Source organism: Sphingomonas sp. BL2 (genome assembly GCF_056680015.1).
Window position 1 is genome coordinate 2,621,237 of the sequence record NZ_CM155261.1, and the last position, 22,078, is coordinate 2,643,314.

At 66.1% G+C, this 22,078-nt stretch carries 16 protein-coding genes; 11 read left to right on the forward strand and 5 right to left on the reverse strand.

Annotation, left to right across the window (positions count from 1 at the left end; translation table 11 throughout):
* Positions 1 to 60: 60 nt before the first annotated feature.
* From AC1ME3_RS12265 to AC1ME3_RS12275, 3 genes are all read right to left on the reverse strand, one after another.
* The gene (locus AC1ME3_RS12265; RefSeq protein ID WP_480953376.1) at positions 61 to 1,845 is read right to left on the reverse strand and encodes an AMP-dependent synthetase/ligase; all 1,785 of its coding nucleotides are present in this window, start codon (positions 1,843 to 1,845) and stop codon (positions 61 to 63) included.
* Between the two features lie 233 nt (positions 1,846 to 2,078).
* Entirely contained in the window at positions 2,079 to 3,815 is a 1,737-nt protein-coding gene (ggt, locus tag AC1ME3_RS12270) for a gamma-glutamyltransferase (RefSeq protein ID WP_480953377.1), read from the reverse strand.
* A gap of 187 nt (positions 3,816 to 4,002) precedes the next feature.
* Positions 4,003 to 5,082, reverse strand: a complete 1,080-nt coding sequence (locus AC1ME3_RS12275) for a quinone-dependent dihydroorotate dehydrogenase (protein ID WP_480953378.1) — start codon at positions 5,080 to 5,082, stop codon at positions 4,003 to 4,005.
* Between the two features lie 237 nt (positions 5,083 to 5,319).
* On the opposite strand from AC1ME3_RS12275, the gene AC1ME3_RS12280 reads away from it, so the two are divergent.
* The 9 genes from AC1ME3_RS12280 (at position 5,320) to AC1ME3_RS12320 (ending at position 14,102) form a co-directional block, all read left to right on the forward strand.
* A complete protein-coding gene (locus tag AC1ME3_RS12280) occupies positions 5,320 to 5,763 on the forward strand; it encodes an SUF system Fe-S cluster assembly regulator (protein WP_480953379.1) in 444 nt (147 codons plus the stop codon).
* Positions 5,764 to 5,887: 124 nt separating this feature from the next.
* Positions 5,888 to 7,378: a Fe-S cluster assembly protein SufB gene (gene sufB / locus AC1ME3_RS12285; protein ID WP_480955823.1), complete on the forward strand. Its 1,491-nt coding sequence runs from the start codon at positions 5,888 to 5,890 to the stop codon at positions 7,376 to 7,378.
* A gap of 99 nt (positions 7,379 to 7,477) precedes the next feature.
* Complete coding sequence (gene sufC / locus AC1ME3_RS12290) at positions 7,478 to 8,221, forward strand: Fe-S cluster assembly ATPase SufC (protein WP_480953380.1); 744 nt, start codon at positions 7,478 to 7,480, stop codon at positions 8,219 to 8,221.
* Between the two features lie 2 nt (positions 8,222 to 8,223).
* Positions 8,224 to 9,345 (forward strand): SufD family Fe-S cluster assembly protein, encoded by a 1,122-nt coding sequence (locus AC1ME3_RS12295; RefSeq protein ID WP_480955824.1) that lies wholly within the window; start codon positions 8,224 to 8,226, stop codon positions 9,343 to 9,345.
* Positions 9,342 to 10,589 (forward strand): cysteine desulfurase, encoded by a 1,248-nt coding sequence (locus AC1ME3_RS12300; protein WP_480953381.1) that lies wholly within the window; start codon positions 9,342 to 9,344, stop codon positions 10,587 to 10,589. The genes AC1ME3_RS12295 and AC1ME3_RS12300 overlap by 4 nt, the downstream gene beginning before the upstream one ends.
* Positions 10,586 to 11,047: an SUF system Fe-S cluster assembly protein gene (locus tag AC1ME3_RS12305; RefSeq protein WP_056057670.1), complete on the forward strand. Its 462-nt coding sequence runs from the start codon at positions 10,586 to 10,588 to the stop codon at positions 11,045 to 11,047. Before AC1ME3_RS12300 ends, AC1ME3_RS12305 begins: the two co-directional genes overlap by 4 nt.
* A 137-nt stretch (positions 11,048 to 11,184) precedes the next feature.
* Positions 11,185 to 11,538 (forward strand): HesB/IscA family protein, encoded by a 354-nt coding sequence (locus AC1ME3_RS12310; protein ID WP_056057673.1) that lies wholly within the window; start codon positions 11,185 to 11,187, stop codon positions 11,536 to 11,538.
* A 306-nt stretch (positions 11,539 to 11,844) separates the two neighbouring features.
* Positions 11,845 to 13,236, forward strand: coding sequence for an amino acid permease (locus AC1ME3_RS12315; RefSeq protein ID WP_480953382.1), 1,392 nt, complete (start codon positions 11,845 to 11,847; stop codon positions 13,234 to 13,236).
* Entirely contained in the window at positions 13,233 to 14,102 is an 870-nt protein-coding gene (locus tag AC1ME3_RS12320) for an S-methyl-5'-thioadenosine phosphorylase (protein ID WP_480953383.1), read from the forward strand. The genes AC1ME3_RS12315 and AC1ME3_RS12320 overlap by 4 nt, the downstream gene beginning before the upstream one ends.
* 527 nt (positions 14,103 to 14,629) lie before the next feature.
* Here the strand turns inward: AC1ME3_RS12320 and acnA are convergent.
* Both acnA and AC1ME3_RS12330 read right to left on the reverse strand, forming a co-directional pair.
* Positions 14,630 to 17,314 carry an aconitate hydratase AcnA gene (acnA, locus tag AC1ME3_RS12325; RefSeq protein WP_480953384.1) on the reverse strand — a complete coding sequence of 895 codons (2,685 nt, stop codon included), beginning with the start codon at positions 17,312 to 17,314 and terminating at the stop codon, positions 14,630 to 14,632.
* Between the two features lie 204 nt (positions 17,315 to 17,518).
* The gene (locus AC1ME3_RS12330; RefSeq protein ID WP_480953385.1) at positions 17,519 to 17,869 is read right to left on the reverse strand and encodes a hypothetical protein; all 351 of its coding nucleotides are present in this window, start codon (positions 17,867 to 17,869) and stop codon (positions 17,519 to 17,521) included.
* Between the two features lie 131 nt (positions 17,870 to 18,000).
* On the opposite strand from AC1ME3_RS12330, the gene AC1ME3_RS12335 reads away from it, so the two are divergent.
* Together AC1ME3_RS12335 and AC1ME3_RS12340 are read left to right on the forward strand one after the other, a co-directional pair.
* Positions 18,001 to 18,150: a hypothetical protein gene (locus tag AC1ME3_RS12335; protein WP_480953386.1), complete on the forward strand. Its 150-nt coding sequence runs from the start codon at positions 18,001 to 18,003 to the stop codon at positions 18,148 to 18,150.
* Positions 18,151 to 18,376: 226 nt separating this feature from the next.
* A complete protein-coding gene (locus AC1ME3_RS12340) occupies positions 18,377 to 21,967 on the forward strand; it encodes an autotransporter domain-containing protein (RefSeq protein WP_480953387.1) in 3,591 nt (1,196 codons plus the stop codon).
* Positions 21,968 to 22,078 lie beyond the last annotated feature (111 nt).

The window sequence follows — 22,078 nt, forward strand, 5'->3', positions numbered from 1 at the left end:
CCCTCACCCTCCCACACGCAAGGGCGCGCGGGCCCCTCCCTCTCCCCGTGGGGGAGAGGGTTATTTGTAGAGCGCGTCCAGCCGTTCGCCGTAGGCCTGTTTCAACACATGCCGGCGGATCTTCAAACTCGGCGTCAGCTGCTCGTTCTCGATCGTGAACGGCCCATCCGCGAGCACGAACCGCCGCACCCGCTCCGTGACCGTCAGGTCCGCGTTTACCCGCTCGACCGCATGCCCGATCGCCGTGCGGAACTCGCTATTCTCAGCCAGTCGCGCAAAGCTGCACGCGTCGCCATTCCCCGCACACCATTCCTGCGTCCACTCGGGATCGGGCACGATCAGCGCGACCATGTACGGGCGCTTGTCGCCGGCGATCATCGCCTGCGCGATCTCGGGCTGGAGCGTCAGCATCCCCTCGACCTTTTGCGGGGCGACGTTCTCGCCCTTGTCGTTGATGATCAGGTCCTTCTTGCGATCGGTGATGCGGATCCGGCCGCGGTCGTCGATCTCGCCGATGTCGCCGGTGTGCAGCCAGCCGTCCTTGAGCACCTTCGCGGTCTCGGCGTCGTTGCGCCAATAGCCGTGCATGACGAGTTCGCCGCGGACCAGGATTTCGCCGTCCTCGGCGATCCGGACTTCGGTGTCCTTGAGCGCGGGGCCGACCGAATCCATGCGCACGCCGGCCTTCGGGCGGTTGCACGAGATGACCGGCGCGGCCTCGGTCTGGCCGTAACCTTGCAGGAAGGTGAGGCCGAGCGCCTCGAAGAACAGGCCGACTTCGGGATTGAGCGGGGCGCCGCCGGATATCATCGCCTTCAATCGACCGCCGAACTTCTTCGAGATCTTCGGCTTGAACAGCGTCGCGACGGCAGCCTGCATCGGCCGGTCGATCAGGCGGAGGCGACCGGCATAGCGCTTGCCGCCGATGTCGAGCGCCTGCCGCAGGAGGTACGCCGAGGCGCCGCCCTGTTTCTCGATCGTCTTCGAGATGCGCGTGCGGAGGACTTCGAACAGGCGGGGGACGACGAACATGATCGTCGGGCGCGTCTCTTCGATGTTGGCCGCGAGCTTTTCGAGGCCCTCGGCGTAGTAAATCTGGCCGCCCAATGAGATCGGGAAATGCTGGCCGCCGGTGTGTTCGTAGGCGTGGCTCAAGGGGAGGAACGACAGGAAGACCTCGTCGTCCCAGCCGAAATCCTCCGAAATGACCGACGCGCAGCCGGCGCAATTGTGGAGGATCGCGCCGTGGTGCTGCATCACGCCGCGCGGCGCGCCGCCGGTGCCCGAGGTGTAGATAATGCAGGCGAGGTCTTCGCGTTCGAAGTCGGCGCGGGCGGCGGCGGTCTCGGGGGCGGTCTGGTGCGCGGCGATCAGCGCGTGCCAGTTGTGGAAGTCGATCGAGGCGGGGACCTTCATGTTCTCGAGCCCGATCACCGTGTGCGCCTGGTTCGAGCGGAGGACCGCTGGGAGCAACGTCTTCGCGAGTTTCGCGGTCGAGACGATAATCGCGCAGGCGCCGGCGTTCTCGATGATGTGGAGATGATCGCGTTCGGTATTGGTAACGTAGGTCGGTACGGTGACGCAGCCGGCGGCCATGATCGCGAGGTCGCTGAGGCACCATTCGGGGCGGTTTTCGGCGACGAGCATGACCCGGTCGCCGCGTTTGAGGCCTATCGCGGTGAGGGCGGTGGCTAGGCTGGCTACCTGGCGGGCGGCTTCGGCCCAGCTGGTGGCGACCCATGTGCCGCTCGTCTTGGTCCACAGGAACGGGGAGTCGCCTTTCTCCGCGGCGCGCGCGAAGAACATCGTGACGAGGTTCGGGAAGCGTTCGAGCTGGCGGGCCATTGTCTCTCCCTGGGCGCTGTGCCGTTGCGCCTTGTACGACGCGATTCTGAGCGTTGGACGGTTAGTGCGTCATAACCGGCGAGGGCTCAACCCCAACCTCTGCCACGGACTCGGCACCGCCCCGGCGGAGGCCGGGGTCCAGTTGGGAAACGTTGCTAATTGACGTTTGCGCGTCGTTACTGCGACCTTTCCAACTGGACCCCGGCCTTCGCCGGGGAGGTGGAGTTTCGTCGTTACTCCGGTGCGCGCTGGAGTTTGCCGACGCGTTGGATCTGCGTGACGGTGCCGTCCTGGCTCATCGCGACACCCTCGCTACGGGGGTCTGCAGCGCCGACCCATTTGCCGCCGACGCGTTCGATCGCGTTTGCCTTCAGGCCCAGCGCTGCGACCTGCACGGTCTCGCCTAGCGCCTGTAACGCGGGGACCATCGCCTCGCGCTCCGTGCCCTTCTCCGCTGCCGCGACGTGGCCGGGGGCGTAGAGCAGGCCTAGTGCGATCGAGTCCTGTGCCGATAGTTTCCAGTCGACCACGCCGATGATCGCCTTGGCCACCTGCGCGATGATCGTCGAGCCGCCTGCCGCGCCGACTGCGAGGCGGACCTTGCCGTCGGGGCCGTAGACGATCGTCGGCGACATCGAGCTGCGCGGGCGCTTGCCGCCTTCGACGCGGTTGGCGACGAGGGCGCCGTCCTTGACGGGGACGATGTCGAAGTCGGTGAGCTGGTTGTTGAGGACCGTGCCGTCGACGGTGATGCCGGAGCCGAAATAGCCTTCTACGGTGGTGGTGACCTCGACGACGTTGCCTTGCGCGTCGACGGTGGCGATGTCGGTGGTGCCGGGGACTTCGCTGACCGGGGCGCGGGTGCGCGCGGGGGCGCCGGGGGGCGAGCCGGCGGTGACGGTCGCCATCGTCTTCGCGGGGGAGATCAGTGCGGAGCGCGATGCGAGATACTTGGCGTCGAGCATGCCCTGCACGGGCACGCGGACGAAATCGGGATCGCCGACGTAGAGGTCGCGGTCGGCATAGGCGAGGCGCGAGGATTCGGCGAACAGATGCCAGGCCTGCGCGCTGTCCTTGCCGAGCTTGGTCATGTCGAAGCGTTCGAGCTGCTTCAGGATCATCAGCACGGTGATGCCGCCGGACGAGGGCGGGCCCATCCCGCAGACGCGGTAGATGCGGTATTTGACGCAGACTGGCGGGCGCGACTTGGCGTCGTAGCTGGCGAGATCGCCGAGCGTCATCTTCGACGGATTGCGCGCCGCGGTGTTGACTGCGGTGACGATCTTCTGCGCCTCGGGGCCGACGTAGAAGCTGTCGGGGCCCTGGGTGGCGATGCGCTGGAGGAGGGCGGCTTGCTGCGGGTTCTTGATGACCGCGCCGATCGCGACCGGCGAGCCGTCGGGGGCGGAGAAGAGTTTGCGCGTCTCGGGCGTAATGTGGTCGCCATAGGCCTTCATGCCGTTGACGAGGCGGGGGGAGGCCTGAAAGCCGTTGGTCGCGAGCCGGATCGCGGGGGCGAACAGTTGTGCCCAGGGGAGCTTGCCCGAGGCGCGGTGCGCGAGCGCCATGCCGCGGAGCGCGCCGGGGATGCCCACGCTGCGACCGCCGGGGACCGCGTCGCTATGGCTCAGTGGCGTGCCGTCGGGGGCGTAGAACCAGCGCGCGTCGGCGGCGGCGGGTGCCTCTTCGCGCGCGTCGATCGTGCTGAGCGCGCCGCCGGCCGCTTGGGAGATCCAGAAGCTGCCGCCGCCGATGCCCGAGCTTTGCGGTTCGACGACGTTGAGGGCCAGCATGGTGGCGATCGCGGCGTCGGTGGCACTGCCGCCGGCGCGGAGGATCTCCACGCCGGCGGCGGCTGCGCGGGGGTCTGCGGCGCTGACCATGCCTTGGTCTTTAGTTGGGGCGGGTTGGCGCGCCTCTACCGTGGCTGCGGGGACGAGGAGGGCGAGCGCTAGGATGGAGGTCTTCATTGAGCGCAAGCCTAGCGCGGTTCGGGTATGAGGCAAGCGGTCTCGCCGTCCGACCTCACGATCCTCCCCCGCCAGGGGGAGGTGGCTGGCGCTTGCCAGACGGAGGGGGAGGAAAGGGAATACCGCTGTTCCGTGTCCTCCCCCTCCGTCACCTTCGGCGCCACCTCCCCCTGGCGGGGGAGGATCGTTAGGCGTCTACGCCCACCGCGTCGGCGACCGTGGCGAATCCATCGCCTTTCAGCAGCGCGTCGAGTTCGCGGAGGATGCGGGCGGGGAGGCCGGGGCCTTCGTACACCAGTGCGGTGTAGAGCTGGACGAGGCTCGCACCGGCACGGAGGCGGGCATAGGCTTCGGCGCCGCTGTCTACGCCGCCGACCGAGATCAGCGGGATCGCTGCGCCTGTGGCCTTGCGGAAGTCCGACAGACGCTGGCGGGCGAGCGGGACGAGCGGCGCTCCGGACAGGCCGCCGGTTTCCTTAGCGTTGGCGGAGCGCAAGTCGGGGCGGGAGATCGTCGTGTTGTTGACGATCAGCGCGTCGATGCGGTTGTCGATCGCGGCGCGGGCGATGTCGTCTATGTCGGCGGGTTCGAGGTCGGGGGCGACCTTGAGGAAGATTGGCGTGCTCCCCTTCGCGGCGGTGCAGGCGGCGAGGAGGTCGCGGAGCGCTGCACCGTGCTGGAGGTCGCGCAGGCCTGGGGTGTTGGGGGAACTGATGTTTATGGTGATGTAGTCGGCATGCGGCGCGGCTCTGGTAACGCCGTGGACGTAGTCAGCGGTGCGATCGGTCGCGTCCTTGTTCGCGCCGACGTTGATGCCCAAAATGCCTTCACCGCCCGGTCCCTTGTTCACCCGCGAAGGCGGGTGCCCAGTCTGGGCACCCGCCTTCGCGGGTGAACATACTCGGGACAGCGCCGCATTGAGGCCGCCATTGTTAAAGCCGAGGCGGTTGATGATGGCGCGGTCCTCGGGAAGGCGGAAGATGCGCGGCTTCGGGTTGCCCGGTTGCGGCACCGGCGTGAGAGTGCCGATCTCGACGCTGCCGAAGCCCAGCCCCAAGAAGCCGTCGATCGCGCGGCCGTCCTTGTCGACCCCTGCCGCCAAGCCGACCGGGTTGGGGAAGGCGATCCCCGCCACGGTCGTCGCGAGCCGCGGTACGCTGGGGGCGAGCGGCGTGCCGGCCTTCCCCCATGCGCCGAGCGCGGCGATGGTGAGGGTATGCGCGCGCTCGGCGTCGAGACGGAACAGGATCGGGTGGTAGAAGGCCATGCTTGCTCTTAGGCATATCGGCTGGGGTGGCCAAACCCTTCTTCCGTCATTCCCGCGAAGGCGGGGATCCAGCCATCCGCAGGCGCGAAAGGTGAAGTGGATTCCCACCTTCGCGGGAATGACGGAGAAGGGCTCAGTTGCGAGTCGTTAGCACCCCTCGGCGGGTTGACGATGCACCGCACAAAGCCCATTTGACCAATCGGATCATATCGGTCCGATTGGACTTGCGAAGTCACCATGCGTCTTTCCAGCCTTGCCGACTATGCGGTCGTGATGATGAGCGCCGCGGCGCGTCATTGCGGCGGTATCGCGCGGCTGAACGCGACGCTGCTCAGCGAGGAGACCGGCGTGCCGCTGCCGACCGTGCAGAAGCTGGTGAGCCGGCTGTCCGCCGCAGGGCTGATCGAGAGCACGCGCGGCACCGGTGGCGGGTTTCGTTTGTCGCGACCACCCGCGATGATCTCGCTCGCCGACATCATCGAGGCGGTCGAGGGTCCGATCGCACTGACGTCGTGTGTCGATGGTGCGTCGCAAGATTGCTGTGTCGAGCAGACGTGCAAGGTGAAGCCGCACTGGAACGCCGTCAACGGCGCGGTCCGTGGTGCGCTTGCCGGCGTGTCGCTCGCCAGCCTTTCGCAAACCCCGGTTTTACACCCCCCTCTTTCACAGGTGCCCGCATGACGCGCGCAGCGCCTTACCCCTTCCTCCGCGCTCTCTGCGCCTCTGCGCGCAAAAGTACCTGTTCGCGCAGAGACGCAGAGATCGCCGAGTTTTTAGAGAGCCGCGCCGCGGCGGAGATGGAATGATGGCTACCCGTAACGCAGAGGCCTACGCCGCCGCGAACAAGACGTACGAGTGGGGCTTCTCCTCGGACATCGAACAGGAATTCGCGCCGAAAGGTCTGTCGGAAGACACCGTGCGCTTTATTTCCGCCAAGAAGGGCGAGCCGCAGTGGATGCTCGACTGGCGGCTCAAGGCATTCGCGTTGTGGCAGACGATGGAGGCGCCCGACTGGTCGAAGCTCAACGTGCCGCCGATCGATTACCAGGACGCGTATTATTACGCTGAGCCCAAGGCGAAGCCGAAGCTCGGCTCGCTCGACGAGGTCGATCCGGAGATCCTGCGCGTCTACGAAAAGCTCGGCATTCCGATCGGCGAGCAGAAGATGCTGGCCGGCGTGGTCGAGGATCCGTTGAACGAGGACGGCACGCCCAAGCGTCGCGTCGCCGTGGATGCGGTGTTCGACAGCGTCTCGGTCGCGACCACGTTCCGCAAGGAGCTCGAGGCCGCGGGCGTGATCTTCCGCTCGATCTCCGAGGCGATCAAGGAATATCCCGAGCTCGTCCGGAAGTGGCTCGGCAAGGTCGTGCCGCAGCGTGACAACTATTTCGCAACGCTGAACTCGGCGGTCTTCTCCGACGGCACGTTCGTCTACATCCCGGAGGGCGTGCGCTGCCCGATGGAGCTGTCGACGTATTTCCGCATCAACGCCGAGAACACCGGGCAGTTCGAGCGCACGCTTATCGTCGCGGACAAGGGTTCGTACGTCTCGTATCTCGAAGGCTGCACCGCGCCGATGCGCGACGAGAACCAGCTGCATGCCGCCGTGGTCGAACTGGTCGTGCTCGACGATGCCGAGATCAAGTATTCGACCGTGCAGAACTGGTATCCGGGCGACGAGAACGGCGTCGGCGGGATCTACAACTTCGTCACCAAGCGTGCGCTGTGCCAGGGCAAGAACTCGAAGGTCAGCTGGACCCAGGTCGAGACCGGCAGCGCGATCACGTGGAAATACCCGTCGTGCGTGCTGCTCGGCGATGGCTCGGTCGGCGAGTTCTATTCGGTGGCGGTGACGAACAATCGCCAGCAGGCCGATACCGGCACCAAGATGATCCACCTCGGCAAGAACACGCGATCCACGATCGTGTCGAAGGGGATTTCGGCGGGGCGTTCGGACAACACGTACCGCGGGTTGGTGCGCGTGGCGCCGACCGCGGAGGGCGTGCGCAACTTCACGCAGTGCGACAGCCTGCTGCTGGGCGACCAGTGCGGTGCGCATACCGTGCCGTATATCGAGGTCCGCAACCCGTCCGCGCAGATCGAGCACGAGGCGACGACGTCGAAGATCTCCGAGGACCAGCTGTTCTACGCGATGTCGCGCGGGCTCGACCAGGAGTCGGCGGTGGCGCTGATTGTCAACGGCTTTGCGCGGGAAGTGCTGCAGCAGCTGCCGATGGAGTTCGCGGTGGAAGCGCAGAAGTTGCTGGGTATCTCGCTGGAAGGCTCCGTGGGGTGACCCTTTGCTCCCGTCATTCCCGTCTTCGCAGGAATGACGGGATGGGGTTGGGGCAGTCGGCGCCGCGCATTTTAGAGATTTGGAATTGGGCTACATTCGATGCTGAAAATTGAAAACCTTCACGCCGAGATCGACGGCAAGGAAATCCTCAAGGGCCTGTCGCTCGAAGTGAACGCGGGCGAGGTACACGCGATCATGGGGCCGAACGGGGCGGGCAAGTCGACGCTGGGCTATGTGCTCGGCGGGCGGCCCGGCTATGAGGTCACTGCGGGCTCGGTGACGTTCGACGGTGTCAACCTGCTCGAACTGGAGGCGCATGAGCGCGCCGCGGCGGGCGTGTTCCTCGGCTTCCAGTATCCGGTCGAGATCCCCGGCGTGTCGAACGTCCAGTTTCTTCGCGAGGCTTTGAACGCCCAGCGCGCGACGCGGGACGAGAAGCCTTTGTCGGGCGGCGAGTTCCTGAAGCTCGCGCGCGGGCAGGCGGATCTGCTCGGCATGGATTACGACATGCTCAAGCGGCCGGTGAACGTCGGCTTTTCGGGCGGCGAGAAGAAGCGCAATGAGATGGTCCAGATGGGCATCGTCAACCCGAAGTTCGCGATCCTCGACGAGACCGATTCGGGGCTCGACATCGATGCGCTGCGCGTCGTCGGAGACGGCATCAACCGCATCATGCGCGCGCCCGACAAGGCTGTGCTGCTGATCACGCACTACCAGCGGCTGCTCGATTACGTGGAGCCGGACTTCGTGCATGTGCTGGCGGACGGCAAGATCGTCCGCTCGGGCGGCAAGGACCTCGCCAAGCAGCTCGAGAGCGAAGGCTATGTGGGGATCGCCGCGTGACGATGCTGCTCGACCTTCCCTCGACGCGCGAGGAATCGTGGCGCTGGGGTGATCCGGCGGCGATTGCGGCGGCGGCCGGATTGCCCCGCGGCGCCGCGCTGGACGCCGATGCGTGGTTTATGGACCTGCCGGGTGCGCGGGCGCTGTTCGTTGACGGCGTGCTTGATCAGGGTCGGAGCGATCTGCGCCACGTCACGATGACGGCGATCGATGGCGGCAAGCATGCGCTTGGTCGTCGCACCACGGGTAGCGGTTGGTCGATACAAGTTGATGCGAACGCCGGCGTTGAGCTTCTCCAGATCGTCCACATTGCGACCGGCGGCGAGAACCAGCTTCCAGCCGAGATCGTGCTCGCCGATGGCGCGAGCGCGTCGGTGGTCGAGACCTATGTCGGGACTGGCTGGTCGAACCGGTCGACGCGGATGATGCTTGGCAAGGGTGCGAAGCTGACGCGCGCGGTTCGGTTGCTGCAGGTCGATGGCTTCGTGTCGTTGCGCGACGAGGTCGAGATCGGCGCTGAGGCGAGCTTGATCGTCACTGTGTTGGGCGCGGGCGATGCCGGGACGCGGATCGATGGGGCGATCACCGTGACCGGCGACGATGCGTTTGCCGAATATGGCGGCGCGTTGCTGACGCGGAACGACCAGCGGCAGGAGTGCGCGGTGTCGGTGCGGCATGCCGCGCTGAACGGGCAGAGCAAGCAGATCTGGCGTGCGGTCGCGGCGGACAAGTCGACCGCGAGCCTCGCGGCGCGGGTCGAGGTCGCGCGCAATGCGCAGAAGACCGATGGGGTGCAGTCGTTGCGCGGGTTGCTGTTGCAGCGCACCGCGACGGTGAACCTGAAGCCCGAGCTGGAGATTTTCGCGGACGACGTGAAGTGCGCGCATGGCGCGACGGTCGGCGAACTCGACCAGCGCGCGCTGTTCTACATGCAGAGCCGCGGCATCCCGTACGCCAAGGCGCAGGCGCTGCTCACGCGCGCGTTCGTCGGCGATGCGTTCGTGCAGATCGCGGACGAGATCGTGCGCGAGGCTTTCGTGGCGGACGCGGATGCGTGGCTGGAGCGGGCGCTTTCTGCTCCCCTTCCGCCTGCGGGAGGGGTTGGGGGAGGGGCTTCATCATGAGTATCGTTCTCGACCAAGCCCTCCCCCGACCCCTCCCGCAAGCGGGAGGGGAGGCCCTTGATCGCCTGTCGGATTTCCCGGCGATCCCGGAGGGCTGGGCGTATCTCGATACCGCTGCCACCGCGCAGAAGCCGCAGGTCGTGGTCGACGCAATTACGCGCGCGTATGGCGAGACCTACGCGACGGTGCACCGCGGCGTGTACCAGCGGTCCGCTGACATGACCGTTGCTTACGAAGCGGCGCGTAAGGCCGTGGCGCGGTTCATCGGTGCGGGTTCGGCCGACGAGATCGTGTTCGTGCGCGGTGCTACCGAGGCGATCAATCTCGTCGCGCAGTGCTGGGCCGGGACGCAGTTGAAAGCAGGCGACCGTATTCTCCTTTCCATGCTGGAGCATCATTCGAACATCGTGCCGTGGCAGATGATTGCGGAAGCGCGCGGCGTCGCGATCGACGTTCTGCCGCTCACCCCCGACCACCGCATCGATCTCGACGCGATGGAGCGGATGATCACGCCGGCGCACAAGCTGGTCGCGCTCGGGCATGTCTCGAACGTGCTCGGCTCGGTGCTCGATGCCAAGCGCGCGACCGAGATCGCGCATTCGGTCGGCGCGAAGATCCTGCTCGACGGGTGTCAATCGGTGCCGCGGATTACGGTCGACGTGAAGGCGATCGGCTGCGATTTCTACGTGTTCTCCGGGCACAAGCTGTACGGTCCGACCGGGATCGGCGTGCTGTGGGCCAAGCCGGAATTGCTCGACGCGATGCCGCCGTACCAGGGCGGCGGATCGATGATCGACAAGGTGTCGTTCGCCAAGACCACCTACGCGCCGCCGCCGGGACGGTTCGAGGCGGGGACGCCGCAAATCGTCGGCGCGCTCGGGCTGCATGCGGCGATCGACTATGTCGAGAGCATCGGGCTCGGCGCGATCCACGCGCATGAGACGGCGCTGGTAACGGCGACGCGCGAGGCGCTGTCGGGGATCAATTCGGTGCGGCTGTACGGCCCGGCGGACTCGGCGGGGATCGTGAGCTTCACGATCGAGGGGGTTCATCCGCACGACATTGGCACCATATTGGACGAGGAGCGCGTCGCGATCCGTGCAGGCCATCACTGCGCGCAGCCGCTGATGGAGGCGCTGGGCGTCGAGGCGACGGCGCGCGCGAGTTTCGGCGTGTATAACGGGCCGGCGGACGTCGAGGCGCTGGTGCGCGGTATCGAGCGAGTAACGAGGATCTTCAAATGAGCGATCGGTTCGAGATCGAGGAAGTGGATGCCGTCGCATCGCCGCCCAAGGCGCGCGTCGTGATGGAGACGGACTCCGACGCGGAGCGGAAACGCGATTATCTTGCCGGATTCCTGGCGCAGAAGCCGCAGGTGGACTCGCCCGGCGAGCCCGGTGGTGCGGTGTACGATGCGATCATCGATGCGCTGAAGGAGATCTACGATCCCGAGATCCCGGTGAACATCTATGACCTGGGGCTGATCTACGGCGTCGAGGTGACCGAGGACGGGCACGCGGTGGTGGCGATGACGCTGACGACGCCGAACTGTCCGGTCGCGGAGTCGATGCCGGCGGAGGTCGAGATGCGCGTCGGGTCGGTGCCGGGGGTCGGGTTTGCGGAAGTGAACCTGGTCTGGGATCCGCCCTGGGATCCGCAGAAGATGTCGGACGAGGCTAAGCTCGAGCTGGGCATGCTGTAACTTCTGCTTCCCCTCCCGCAGGCGGGAGGGGGCAGGGGGTGGGCACGCGCTCACCTCGCGAACGACGGTTATGAGTGGCTGGCCGGGAGCCCACCCCCGGCCCCTCCCGCTTACGGGAGGGGGAAGGAAGGACGATGATGGCGACGACATTGCGAGCACGGCCGGCGGCGCTGAACCTCACGGCGACGGCGCATGCGCGGATCGCCGACCTGATGGCTCGGGCTCCGGAGGATGCGATCGGGGTGAAGCTGTCGACGCCTAAGCGTGGGTGTTCGGGGCTGGCCTATTCGGTGGATTACGTCACCGAGGCCAAGCCGTTCGACGAACGGATCGATACGCCGGGGGGGACCTTGTTCGTCGATGGCGGGTCGATTCTGTACCTGATCGGGTCGACGATGGACTGGGTCGAGGACGACTTCACCGCGGGTTTCGTGTTCCAGAATCCCAACGCCAAGGGCGCTTGCGGGTGCGGGGAAAGCTTCACCGTTTGAGTTCCAGCGTTAGCTAGTTTGTGTCCCCGCGAAGGCGGGGACCCAGGCTGGGCTCCCGCCTTCGCGGGAGAACAAGGACGAGCGGACTGCCGTTCGATTTCGTCACCCCTTCTACCACCCCGGCGAAGGCCGGGGCCCAGTTGGGAGACGCTGCCGACATTGCGCTGCGCATCGCCACGATGACCTTGCCAACTGGACCCCGGCCTCCGCCGGGGACAAGATTTTCGCTGGGGTTGGTGGTTAGCTGCTGGCCTTGCCCCCCGGTCCCGTCCTGTGCCACTCCCCGCGCAACAAGAGGGGATATCCGTGGCCAGTCTGTTTCGCCGAAAAATCGTCACCGAGCAGCCGCCCGAGCATCAGCTCGCGCGGACCTTGTCGTGGCCGCACCTCGTGGCGATGGGCGTCGGCGGGATCGTTGGCACGGGCATCCTCACGCTGATCGGCGTCGGCGCAGGGCTCGCTGGGCCTGCAGTCATCCTTTCCTTCATCATCGCCGGCGGGATCTGTGCCTGCGCGGCGCTCGCTTATGCCGAGATGGCGACCATGATTCCCGCCTCGGGCAGCGCGTACACCTACAGCTATGTCGTGCTTGGCGAGCTGATCGCCTGGGTGATCGGCTGGTCGCTGATCCTCGAATATTCCCTTGTGGTTTCGACCGTCGCAGTCGGCTGGTCCGGCTATGCCGCGCCGTTGCTGCGTGGCGCGTTCGGGTTTCCCGAGGTGCTGACGCTCAGTCCCGAACTCGGCGGCATCCTCAACGTCCCCGCCCTCTTCATCATCGCGGTCGTCGCGGGCGTGCTGTCGTTCGGCACGCGCGAAAGTGCGACGCTCAACGCGGTGCTGGTGGGCGTGAAGATGATCGCGCTGACCGTGTTCGTGTTCATCGCGCTGCACTATTTCAACAGCTCAAACCTGCACCCGTTCATGCCCTACGGCTTTCCCAAGGCCGTGCAGCCCGACGGGGCCGAGCGCGGCGTCATGGCGGCGGCGGCGATCATCTTCTTTGCTTTCTATGGCTTCGATGCGATCTCGACGGCGGCGGAGGAGACGAAGAACCCCGGCCGTGATCTGGCGATCGGAATCGTCGGGTCGATGGTGGCGTGCATCGCGATCTATATTCTGGTCGCGGTCGCTGCGGTCGGCGCGCTGTCCTACACCCGGTTTGCCGGCAGCGCAGAGCCGCTCGCGCTGATCCTCCGCGAGATCGGTCGGCCGGGGTTTGCGACCTTCCTCGGTGCGTCGGCCGTCATCGCCTTGCCGACGGTGCTGCTTGCCTTCCTGTTCGGACAGAGCCGCATCTTCTTCACGATGGCACGCGACGGTCTGCTGCCGCTGAGCCTCGCCAAGGTGTCGCGGCGCGGCGCTCCCGTGCGGATCACCTGGATCACGGCGGCGATCGTCGCGGTGATCGCAGGGCTGTTGCCGCTCGCCGAAATCGCCGCGCTAGCCAATGCGGGCACGCTCGCGGCGTTCGTCGCGGTCTGCGCGTGCATGCTGGTAATGCGCCGCCGCGCGCCCGATGCGATCCGGACGTTCCGCGCGCCGGCCGCGACTCTGGTCGGCATGATCGGCATCCTCGGCTGCCTGTACCTCTTCTTCAGCCTGCCTTCGAAGACGCAGCTGTATTTCGGGCTGTGGAACCTGCTCGGGCTGGTGATCTACTTCGTCTATGCGCGGCCGAGAGCGCTCGCCGAATGAGCGGCTGGACGATCGGTATTATCGGCGGCTCGGGGCTGTACGCGGTCGACGGGATCGAGGACGGGCGCTGGCAGACGGTTGAGACGCCTTGGGGCGAGCCGTCCGATGCGATCTATACCGGGCGGGTCGGGCATGTCGGGGTGGCGTTCCTGCCGCGTCATGGGCGGGGGCACCGGATCTCGCCGTCGGAGCTGAACGCGCGGGCGAACATCGATGCGTTGAAGCGGCTTGGCGTGACGGACGTGCTGGCGGTGTCGTCGGTCGGGTCGCTGGTCGAGCAGCGGCCGCCGGGGAGTTTCACCGTCGTCGACCAGTTCATCGATAGGACCAAGGGGCGGCCGTCTAGCTTTTTCGGGACGGGCCTCGTCGCGCATGTGTCGATGGCGGACCCGGTTTGTCCGCGTCTGTCGCGCTATGCCGCCGACGCCGCGGGTGAGGCGGGCGCGCAGGTCGACGACCGCGGGACCTATCTCGCGATGGAAGGCCCGCAATTCTCGACGCGGGCGGAAAGTCGGCTCTACCGCCAATGGGGCTGCGACGTGATCGGGATGACCGCGATGCCCGAGGCGAAGCTCGCGCGGGAGGCGGAGCTTCCGTACGCGCTGGTCGGCATGGTGACGGATTACGATTGCTGGCGTGAAGACGAGGCGGGCGTCGATGTGGCGCAGGTCGTGGCGCAGCTTGGCGCGAATGCGGCGAAGGCTCGGGCGATGGTGATGGCGTTGCTGCGCGCGTTGCCGGCGGAGCGGGAGGCTTCGCCGATCGATACGTGCCTGGATAGCGCGATCATCACGGCGCGGGAGGCTCGCGATCCCGCGCTGGTGGCGAAGCTGGATGCCGTGGCGGGGCGGGCGCTTTCCGTCTGAACTGCAATCCTCCCCCGCTAGGGGGAGGTGTCGCCGAAGGTGACGGAGGGGGAGGATACGCAACAGCGGTTTGCCCTATCTTCCCCCTCCGTCAGGCTGGCGCCTGCCACCTCCCCCTGGCGGGGGAGGATTTGGATCTCGGGTTTCGTCAGGTGAAAAGTTCGTCATTCGCCGCGTTCGACATATCCCTGCAACATATCGGGGCGAAGGGGAGTGCGTCGCCGCTCCCTCTCCCCCTGTGGACGGCGATTTGACCGGGTCTCCCCTGTCCCGGTCTTCTCCCTGAACTACGGGGCGATCCTTGCGATCGCCCCGCCTTTTTTTGTTCTAGGAGCGCGGGAGATCGCGGCGCGAGACGCGCGACAATAACCTGAGATTTGGAAGTCTATCGATCCTCCCCCGCCAGGGGGAGGTGGCAGGCGCTTGCCTGACGGAGGGGGAGGAAGGGGAAACCTCTGTTCCGTGTCCTCCCACTCCGTCGCCTCCGGCGCCACCTCCCCCTTGCGGGGGAGGATCGTAGGGCAGTCTTACGCGGCCAGCTTGCGCAGGACGTAGTGGAGGATGCCGCCGTTGAGGAAATATTCCAACTCGTTGACGGTATCGATCCGGCACTTGGTCTGGAACGTCTCGCTCGACCCGTCGGCGCGGGTCATTTTGACCGTAACGTCCTGGCGCGGGCGGATGCTCGCGACGTCGAGGATCGTGAACGTCTCCGAGCCGTCGAGACCGAGCGTCTTGCGATCGGTGCCTTCGGCGAACTGCAGCGGCAGCACGCCCATGCCGACCAGGTTCGAGCGGTGGATGCGCTCGAAGCTCTCCGTAATTACGGCGCGGACGCCCAACAGGTTGGTGCCCTTCGCCGCCCAGTCGCGCGACGATCCGGTGCCGTATTCCTTGCCGGCGACGATCACCAGCGGGGTGCCGTCCTGCTTGAAGCGCATCGCGGCGTCGTAGATCGCCATGACTTCGCCGTCGTACTTCGACATGCCGCCCTCGATGCCGGGGACCATCTCGTTCTTGATGCGGATGTTGGCGAAGGTGCCGCGCATCATCACGTCATGGTTGCCGCGACGCGCGCCGTAGCTGTTGAAGTCCGCCTTGCTGACCTGATGCTCCTGCAGGAAGCGGCCCGCGGGGCTGTCGGCCTTGATCGAACCGGCCGGCGAGATGTGATCGGTGGTGATCGAATCGCCGAGGATCGCGAGCGGCTTGGCGTCGATGATGTCCTGCACGGGGGCGGGGGTCATCGACAGGCCGTCGAAGTAGGGCGGGTTGGCGACATAGGTCGACCCGGCGCGCCACTGGTACGTGTCCGAGCCCGTGACGTCGATCTCGCGCCACTTGGCGTCGCCCGCATAGACGTCGCCGTACCGCGCGCCGAACATGCCGGCGTCGATGTTGGCGTCCATCGTCGTGCGGACTTCCTCGTTGGTCGGCCAGATATCGCGCAGATACACGTCCCGCCCGTCTGAACCCTGGCCCAGCGGCGTCTCGATCATGTCGGTCGTGACGGTGCCCTTGATCGCATAGGCGACGACCAGCGGCGGCGATGCGAGGAAGTTGGCGCGGACGTCGGGCGACACGCGGCCTTCGAAGTTGCGGTTGCCCGAGAGTACCGACGCGGCAACGAGGTCGTTCTCGTTGATCGCGGCCGAGATCGCAGGCGCCAGCGGACCCGAGTTGCCGATGCAGGTGGTGCAGCCATAGCCAACGAGGTTGAAGCCGAGCGCATTCAGGTCCGCGGTCAGGCCAGCCTTGTCGAGATAGTCGGTGACGACCTGCGAACCGGGGGCGAGCGAGGTCTTCACCCACGGCTTCGACTTCAGGCCGAGTGCGTTGGCCTTGCGCGCGACGAGACCGGCGGCGACCAGCACCGACGGGTTCGAGGTGTTGGTGCAGCTGGTGATCGCGGCGATCACGACGTCGCCGTCGCCGATGTCATGCTCGCGACCCTCGACCGCGACGCGGGCGGGCTGCTCCTTGTGGTACAGCTTGTGGAGGTCGCTGTTGAACACCTCGTCGACCTTGTTGAGGCTGACGCGGTCCTGCGGGCGCTTCGGGCCGGCGAGGCTGGCGACGACAGTGCCCATGTCGAGTTCGAGCGTGTCGGTGAAGACGGGGTCCTCGGCATTCTCGTCGCGCCAGAAGCCGTTGGCCTTGGCATAGGCCTCGACCAACTCGACGTTCTCGTCCGAACGCGCAGTAAGGCGCATGTAATCGAGCGTCTTGTCGTCGATCGGGAAGAAGCCGCAGGTCGCGCCGTATTCGGGCGCCATGTTGGCGATCGTCGCGCGGTCGGCGAGCGTCATCGACGACAGGCCGGGGCCGAAGAACTCGACGAAGCGGCCGACCACGCCCTTGGCGCGCAGCATCTGCGTGACGGTCAGCACGAGATCGGTGGCGGTGATGCCCTCGTTCAGCTTGCCGAGCAGCTTGAAGCCGACGACCTCGGGGATCAGCATCGAGACGGGCTGGCCGAGCATCGCGGCCTCGGCCTCGATCCCGCCGACGCCCCAGCCGAGCACGCCCAAGCCGTTGATCATCGTCGTGTGGCTGTCGGTGCCGACCAGCGTATCGGGATACGCGATCATCGTGCCGTCGCCATGGTCACCCGACGACGCCGACGACCAGACGGCCTGGCCGATATATTCGAGGTTCACCTGGTGGCAGATGCCGGTGCCGGGGGGGACGACCTGGAAGTTGTCGAGCGCCTTGCTGCCCCACTTGAGGAACTCGTAGCGCTCGATGTTGCGCTCATATTCAAGATCGACGTTGTCATGGAACGCCTGGGGCGTGCCGAACTCGTCGACCATCACCGAGTGATCGATGACGAGGTGGACGGGGACCTGCGGGTTGATCTTCTCGGGGTTGCCGCCGAGCTTGGTCATCGCATCGCGCATCGCGGCGAGATCGACCACGCAGGGGACGCCGGTGAAGTCCTGCATCAGTACGCGGGCGGGGCGATACTGGATTTCGCGGTCGCTGCGACGCTCCTTCTGCCAGTCGACGATCGCCTGGATATCCTCGCGCGTGACGGTCACGCCGTCCTCGAAGCGGAGCAGGTTCTCGAGAAGCACCTTCATCGAGAAGGGCAGGCGGCTGATGTCGCCGAGCTGTTCCGACGCCTTGGCGAGGCTGTAATAGTCGTACGACTTGCCGCCGGTGGAGAGGCTGGTGCGGGTCTTGAGGGTGTCCTGGCCGATGGCAGTCATAGGGGTCCTTCCCGTGGGCGTCGGGCCGCCGGGCGCCGAGGGGAAAGCAGCCGTATAGGCCACGCGGGCGCGTCGGGGACCGAGCGAAAAATGCTGTTACCGGGAGGGCCTTAGCAAGGGGGAGCGCATCGGGGAAGGGCGCGGGAGTGCCGTGGGCCGGTTATTCCGCCTTCGCGTTGCCGAGTGGACGAGTGCACTGGCGCGTCAGGCGGGACCATCGCTTTGATGGACGCCGGCTGCGCGTCGCAGGAACAGGTTCATGCGATCGACCGCGGAACGGGTGAGCGCTATCGTACCGCCGTCCGAATAGGGCTCGATCTGCGCGTCCGCGACGAGATGGGCGAGCCAGCGTTGGCCTACCGCGGGCGGCGTCTTCGTAAGCGCTATGAGGTCAGGTGCGGTAATGGCCTCGTCACGGGCTTCGGCGACGAACAGCCGCAACAGCATGTTCCACGCGTGTTCGTCGAAAATCTCGCTGGGAAATATGTCCCCGCGCATGTCACGTACCGTGAGGAGGTTTTCCGCGGTGCGGGCCGAGTCGGTGTCGATTGCCATGCGCTAACATGACAGATCGCGGTTGCGACACGCTAGCAAAAATCTTGTCATTTTAGATACTAACTCAGGTTGGTAACGGCGAGGATAACCTCTCACATTGCGCGGCGTCGCATCATACCCGAACACAGGGCATGGGCGACAATACCGACGACACCCAGATTCTCCGTGACGCAATCGAAAACGCGTTAGCGATCGCCGACGGTCAGCAGCGATACCTGATGGCAGCGTTACTGGCGCATTGTCTCGACGAACTGGCGGACACTCCTCCGGCGGGTGCCTGACAATACCCAATCCTGAGCCAACCGAGGAAGCAGTAACGCTCGCGGCGCAGTGAAACATGGAATGGCCCAGAACGGCCTCGCGGTGACAATTTTACAACGTTCACGACGGAATATTACAATAACGGGAACGAAGCGTAGTCATTGATTGCGTTCCCAAAATGGTCTGCATACCCTCGTCACATTGGCGTACGTCCCAGAGCGGGTGGCGCGGACAAGGGGATGTAACGTGACGACTATCGCTACCTCGCGCACGCGCGGCGCACGCACCGGATCGCGCCATGCACGCGCGGCCTTGCTGACCTCGACGGCGTTGCTCGCCGCGGCGGCGCTGCCGTCGATCGCGGCTGCGCAAGATCGTCTGCCGCGCCCCGAAGCGATCGCTTATGGAAGCGCGCTGAACCCCGCCCATGTCGTGTCCGAACCGAACATCGTGATCTCGGCGCCGGGGACGCCGACCACGGCGCAGGATCCCGGCAACGGGGTGAACGGCGTCGGCCAGATGACGATATCGTCGGGCGGCGGCAGCATCGGCCTGTGCACGGGGACGCTGATCAATCCACGCACGGTGATCTTCGCCGCGCACTGCGTGAACGAGAATGGTGCCGGCACGGGCGCGCAGAATCCGTGGGGCTATGGTGCACAAGGCGGTGGCATTCCGATCGCGTTCGGTTTCCAGCAGAACAACCGTCCGGCCCTGCTCGACTGGTTCCTGCCGACCACCGCGACCGGGGCGGTCAACACGCAGCAGTACAAGACCAACACCGCCAACTTCCTCTATAACGTCAACCAGGTCGTCTATAACGCCGACTCGCTGAAGCTAGGTCTCGCGCAGAACTTCCTGCAGGGCGACGTCGCGATCGCGACGCTGGATACGCCGGCGGCCAACGTGCCGACCTGGGCGCTGCTGCTGTCGGCACTGCCCGCGCCTGCGACGATCGGCGACACCACCGGCACGGGCTATCACGTCACGATCACGGGCTATGGTCGCAGCGGCCAGGGTGGCACGCTCGTCGGCGATACCAACGGCATCGATTACCGCCGCCGCATCGCCGAGAACACGATCGGTATCCTCGGCTCCTTCGATGACCGCGATGCATTCCTGTTCGGCTCGACCAGCGGCCGCCCACAGAATCTATACCAGCTCGACTTCGACGATCCTCGTCGCGGCACCGCGGCGGCCAGCCCGTACGACTTCAACATCTTCAAGGATGCCCCGCTCGCCAAGGAAGGCACGACGGCCGGCGGCGATTCGGGCGGCCCGCTGATCCTCGACCGCACCTTCGCCAAGCAGGTGGTCATCGGCGTCCTGTCGGGCGGCAACCGCTTCTTCAACGCGCAGCCGTTCGGCGCCTATGGCACGACCAGCTTCTACCAGCCGCTCTATCTGTTCTCGGACTATATCGCCGCGAACAACCCGTATCGTTATGCGCAGACCAAGACGGGCGACGGCCTGTGGACCGACGCGTCGCACTGGGTGACCGCGCTCGATCCGAACTACCAGATCATCGTCGACGGCAAGCTGGTCAACGGCATGCCGACCACCACCGGCGCAGGGATCGCCGGCGACGCGAACAAGTTCGGCCAGGTCTGCGATCAGGAGCCAGGCGAAGGCATCGACGTCTGCTTCGATATCAAGACCAACGTCACCTATGTCGACGGCAAGCCGGTTCCGACCAACGCCGTGACCACGACGACGGCAGCGACGGCGGGCGGCGCGGTTGCGAATAAGGGCGCACCGGGTTCGGTCGGCGAAGGCAAGATCGTCGAGGCGATCGCGCAGAAGACCAGCGTGGATATCGCGACGCTCGGCGGTAGCGCGGAGAGCATCGCGCAGGCGGGTAGCATTGGCGCTGGCGGTGATGCCGTAGCACTGGCGGTACTGTCGCCGACGCTCGCCAACGGCCTGCCGGGCGCGAGCAATTTCGTGCCCAACAACATCGATCCCGATCGCACGACGCAGCGTAGCGCACGCTATTACGACGTCACGCTGTCGGCGGCAGGCACGACCACGCTGAACTCTGCGGTGACGGTCGACAAGTTCACCGTCGCGGGCAGCACGGCGAAGTTGGCGGTAACGTCGGCAGGGTCACTCACCAGCCTGATGGCGATCAACCAGGTGACCGGCGTCGTCCAGAACGATGGCGTGATTTCGACGCCCGGCGATTACTTCATGCTGGCCGGCATGCTGACTGGTTCGGGGCGGATCAACACGCCGTTCTTCACCAGCGTTGCCGGGATGATCGCACCCGGCACGACGGGGACGATCGGCACGCTGACGATCGGCGGCAACGGCGTGCTCGCCTCCAGCACCAACCTGCTGGTCGATCTCGGCCCGAACGGCACCTCGGACAAGCTCGCCTTCGCGGCGACGACGTTCAACGCGGCAGGGGCCGCGACCAACGGCATCGTCAGCCTTAGCGGTCGCGTCGGGTTCGCGCCGGTCGCCGGCTATACCGTGCGGTATAACGATCTCTACACGATCCTGACCGCACAGGGCGGCATCACGGGCGCGTTCGGTGCGGCGACCCCGCTCAGCGCGATCCTGACACCGAGCTATGTCTACAGTGCCAATGCGGTGCAGGTGCGGATCCTCGCGGGTCAGTATCGCAACGTCGTCGATGCGACGCCGGTCCAGTCGGCCTATGCCGGGCTGCTCGACCAGAATCGCTCCAACTATGCGGCGCTGAGTGGGGTATATGGCTCGCTCGACCTGCAGAACGCAGCGACGATCCGCTCGACGCTCGAGGGCCTTGCGCCGCGGGCCGAGACGCTCAAGTCGAGCCTCGGCGTCGCGTCGATCGACACGATGTCGCGCTTCTACCGGGATCACATCGCGCAGATCGACACGCGTGGCGGTCTCGGCGGTACGCTCGCGTTGATCGGCAAGCCGGTCCAGGTGGCCTCGCTGATGGCGAGCGACCTGCCGGGCGGGCAGGACACGATGAGCGACTCGAGCGGCACCGTCTTGCAGCAGGGTCGTCTGCCCGACGACATGAGCGGCTTCATCGCGGGTGGCTATATCGACGGTAAGAGCCGGTCGATGCCGGGGACCAATCCGTTCGGCGGGCACGACAAGTTCGACGGTTACTTCGCGGCTGTGGGGCTTGAAAAGCAGGCGGGCGAGGGCGGCGTGATCGGCTTCTCGTTCTCGTACACCAATACCGACGGAACGACCGGCGGGATCGCGCAGCGCGCGAAGGGCGAGCTGTTCCAGGGCACGCTGTACGGCAAGCTGGAGACCGCATCGGGGATCGTCCTCGATACGCAGTTCAGCGCGGGCGCGTTCGTCGCCAAGACCGATCGCAATGTGGGCTTCGTCGGCACCAGCTACCGCCTGCGCGGCACCGACAATGCGTTGACCGTGGTCAGTGAGGTCGGGCTCGGCAAGGCGTTCGACCTGTCGATGCTCAAGGTCGGCCCGCGCGTGTCGATGCGCGCGAGCCATATCGGCTTCGGCAAGTCGATCGAGAATGGCGGCGGACCAGCCCTGTTCGTCGATCGCGACAGCTTCGACAGCCTGCAGGGTCGCGCCGGGCTGGTGCTCAGCGGCAGTGGTTCGTTCCGGCCTTATGCTGCGGCGAACTACGTCCATGACTTCCAGTCGACGCCGGGCGTGTTCGGCGCGAACTTCGTCGGCGGGATCGGCCCGAACGCACTGTTCGCGCTGGCCGGGCAGGACAAGAACTGGGGCGAGATCAGCGCGGGGCTGACGCTGGTCGGCGACAGCGTCGACATCTCGATCGGTGCGGACACCACCGTCGAGCGCAAGGACGTGTCGAACCAGTCGTACAAGGGCTCGATCAAGATCCGCTTCTGATCGGGGGCGTTTAGATCGTTGGAATGGCGAAAGGGTCATCCGCTCATGCGGGTGGCCCTTTTCCGTATTCGCGGCCGGGTCGGCGTCAAGTCGCGGGTCGCCACGCCGTCA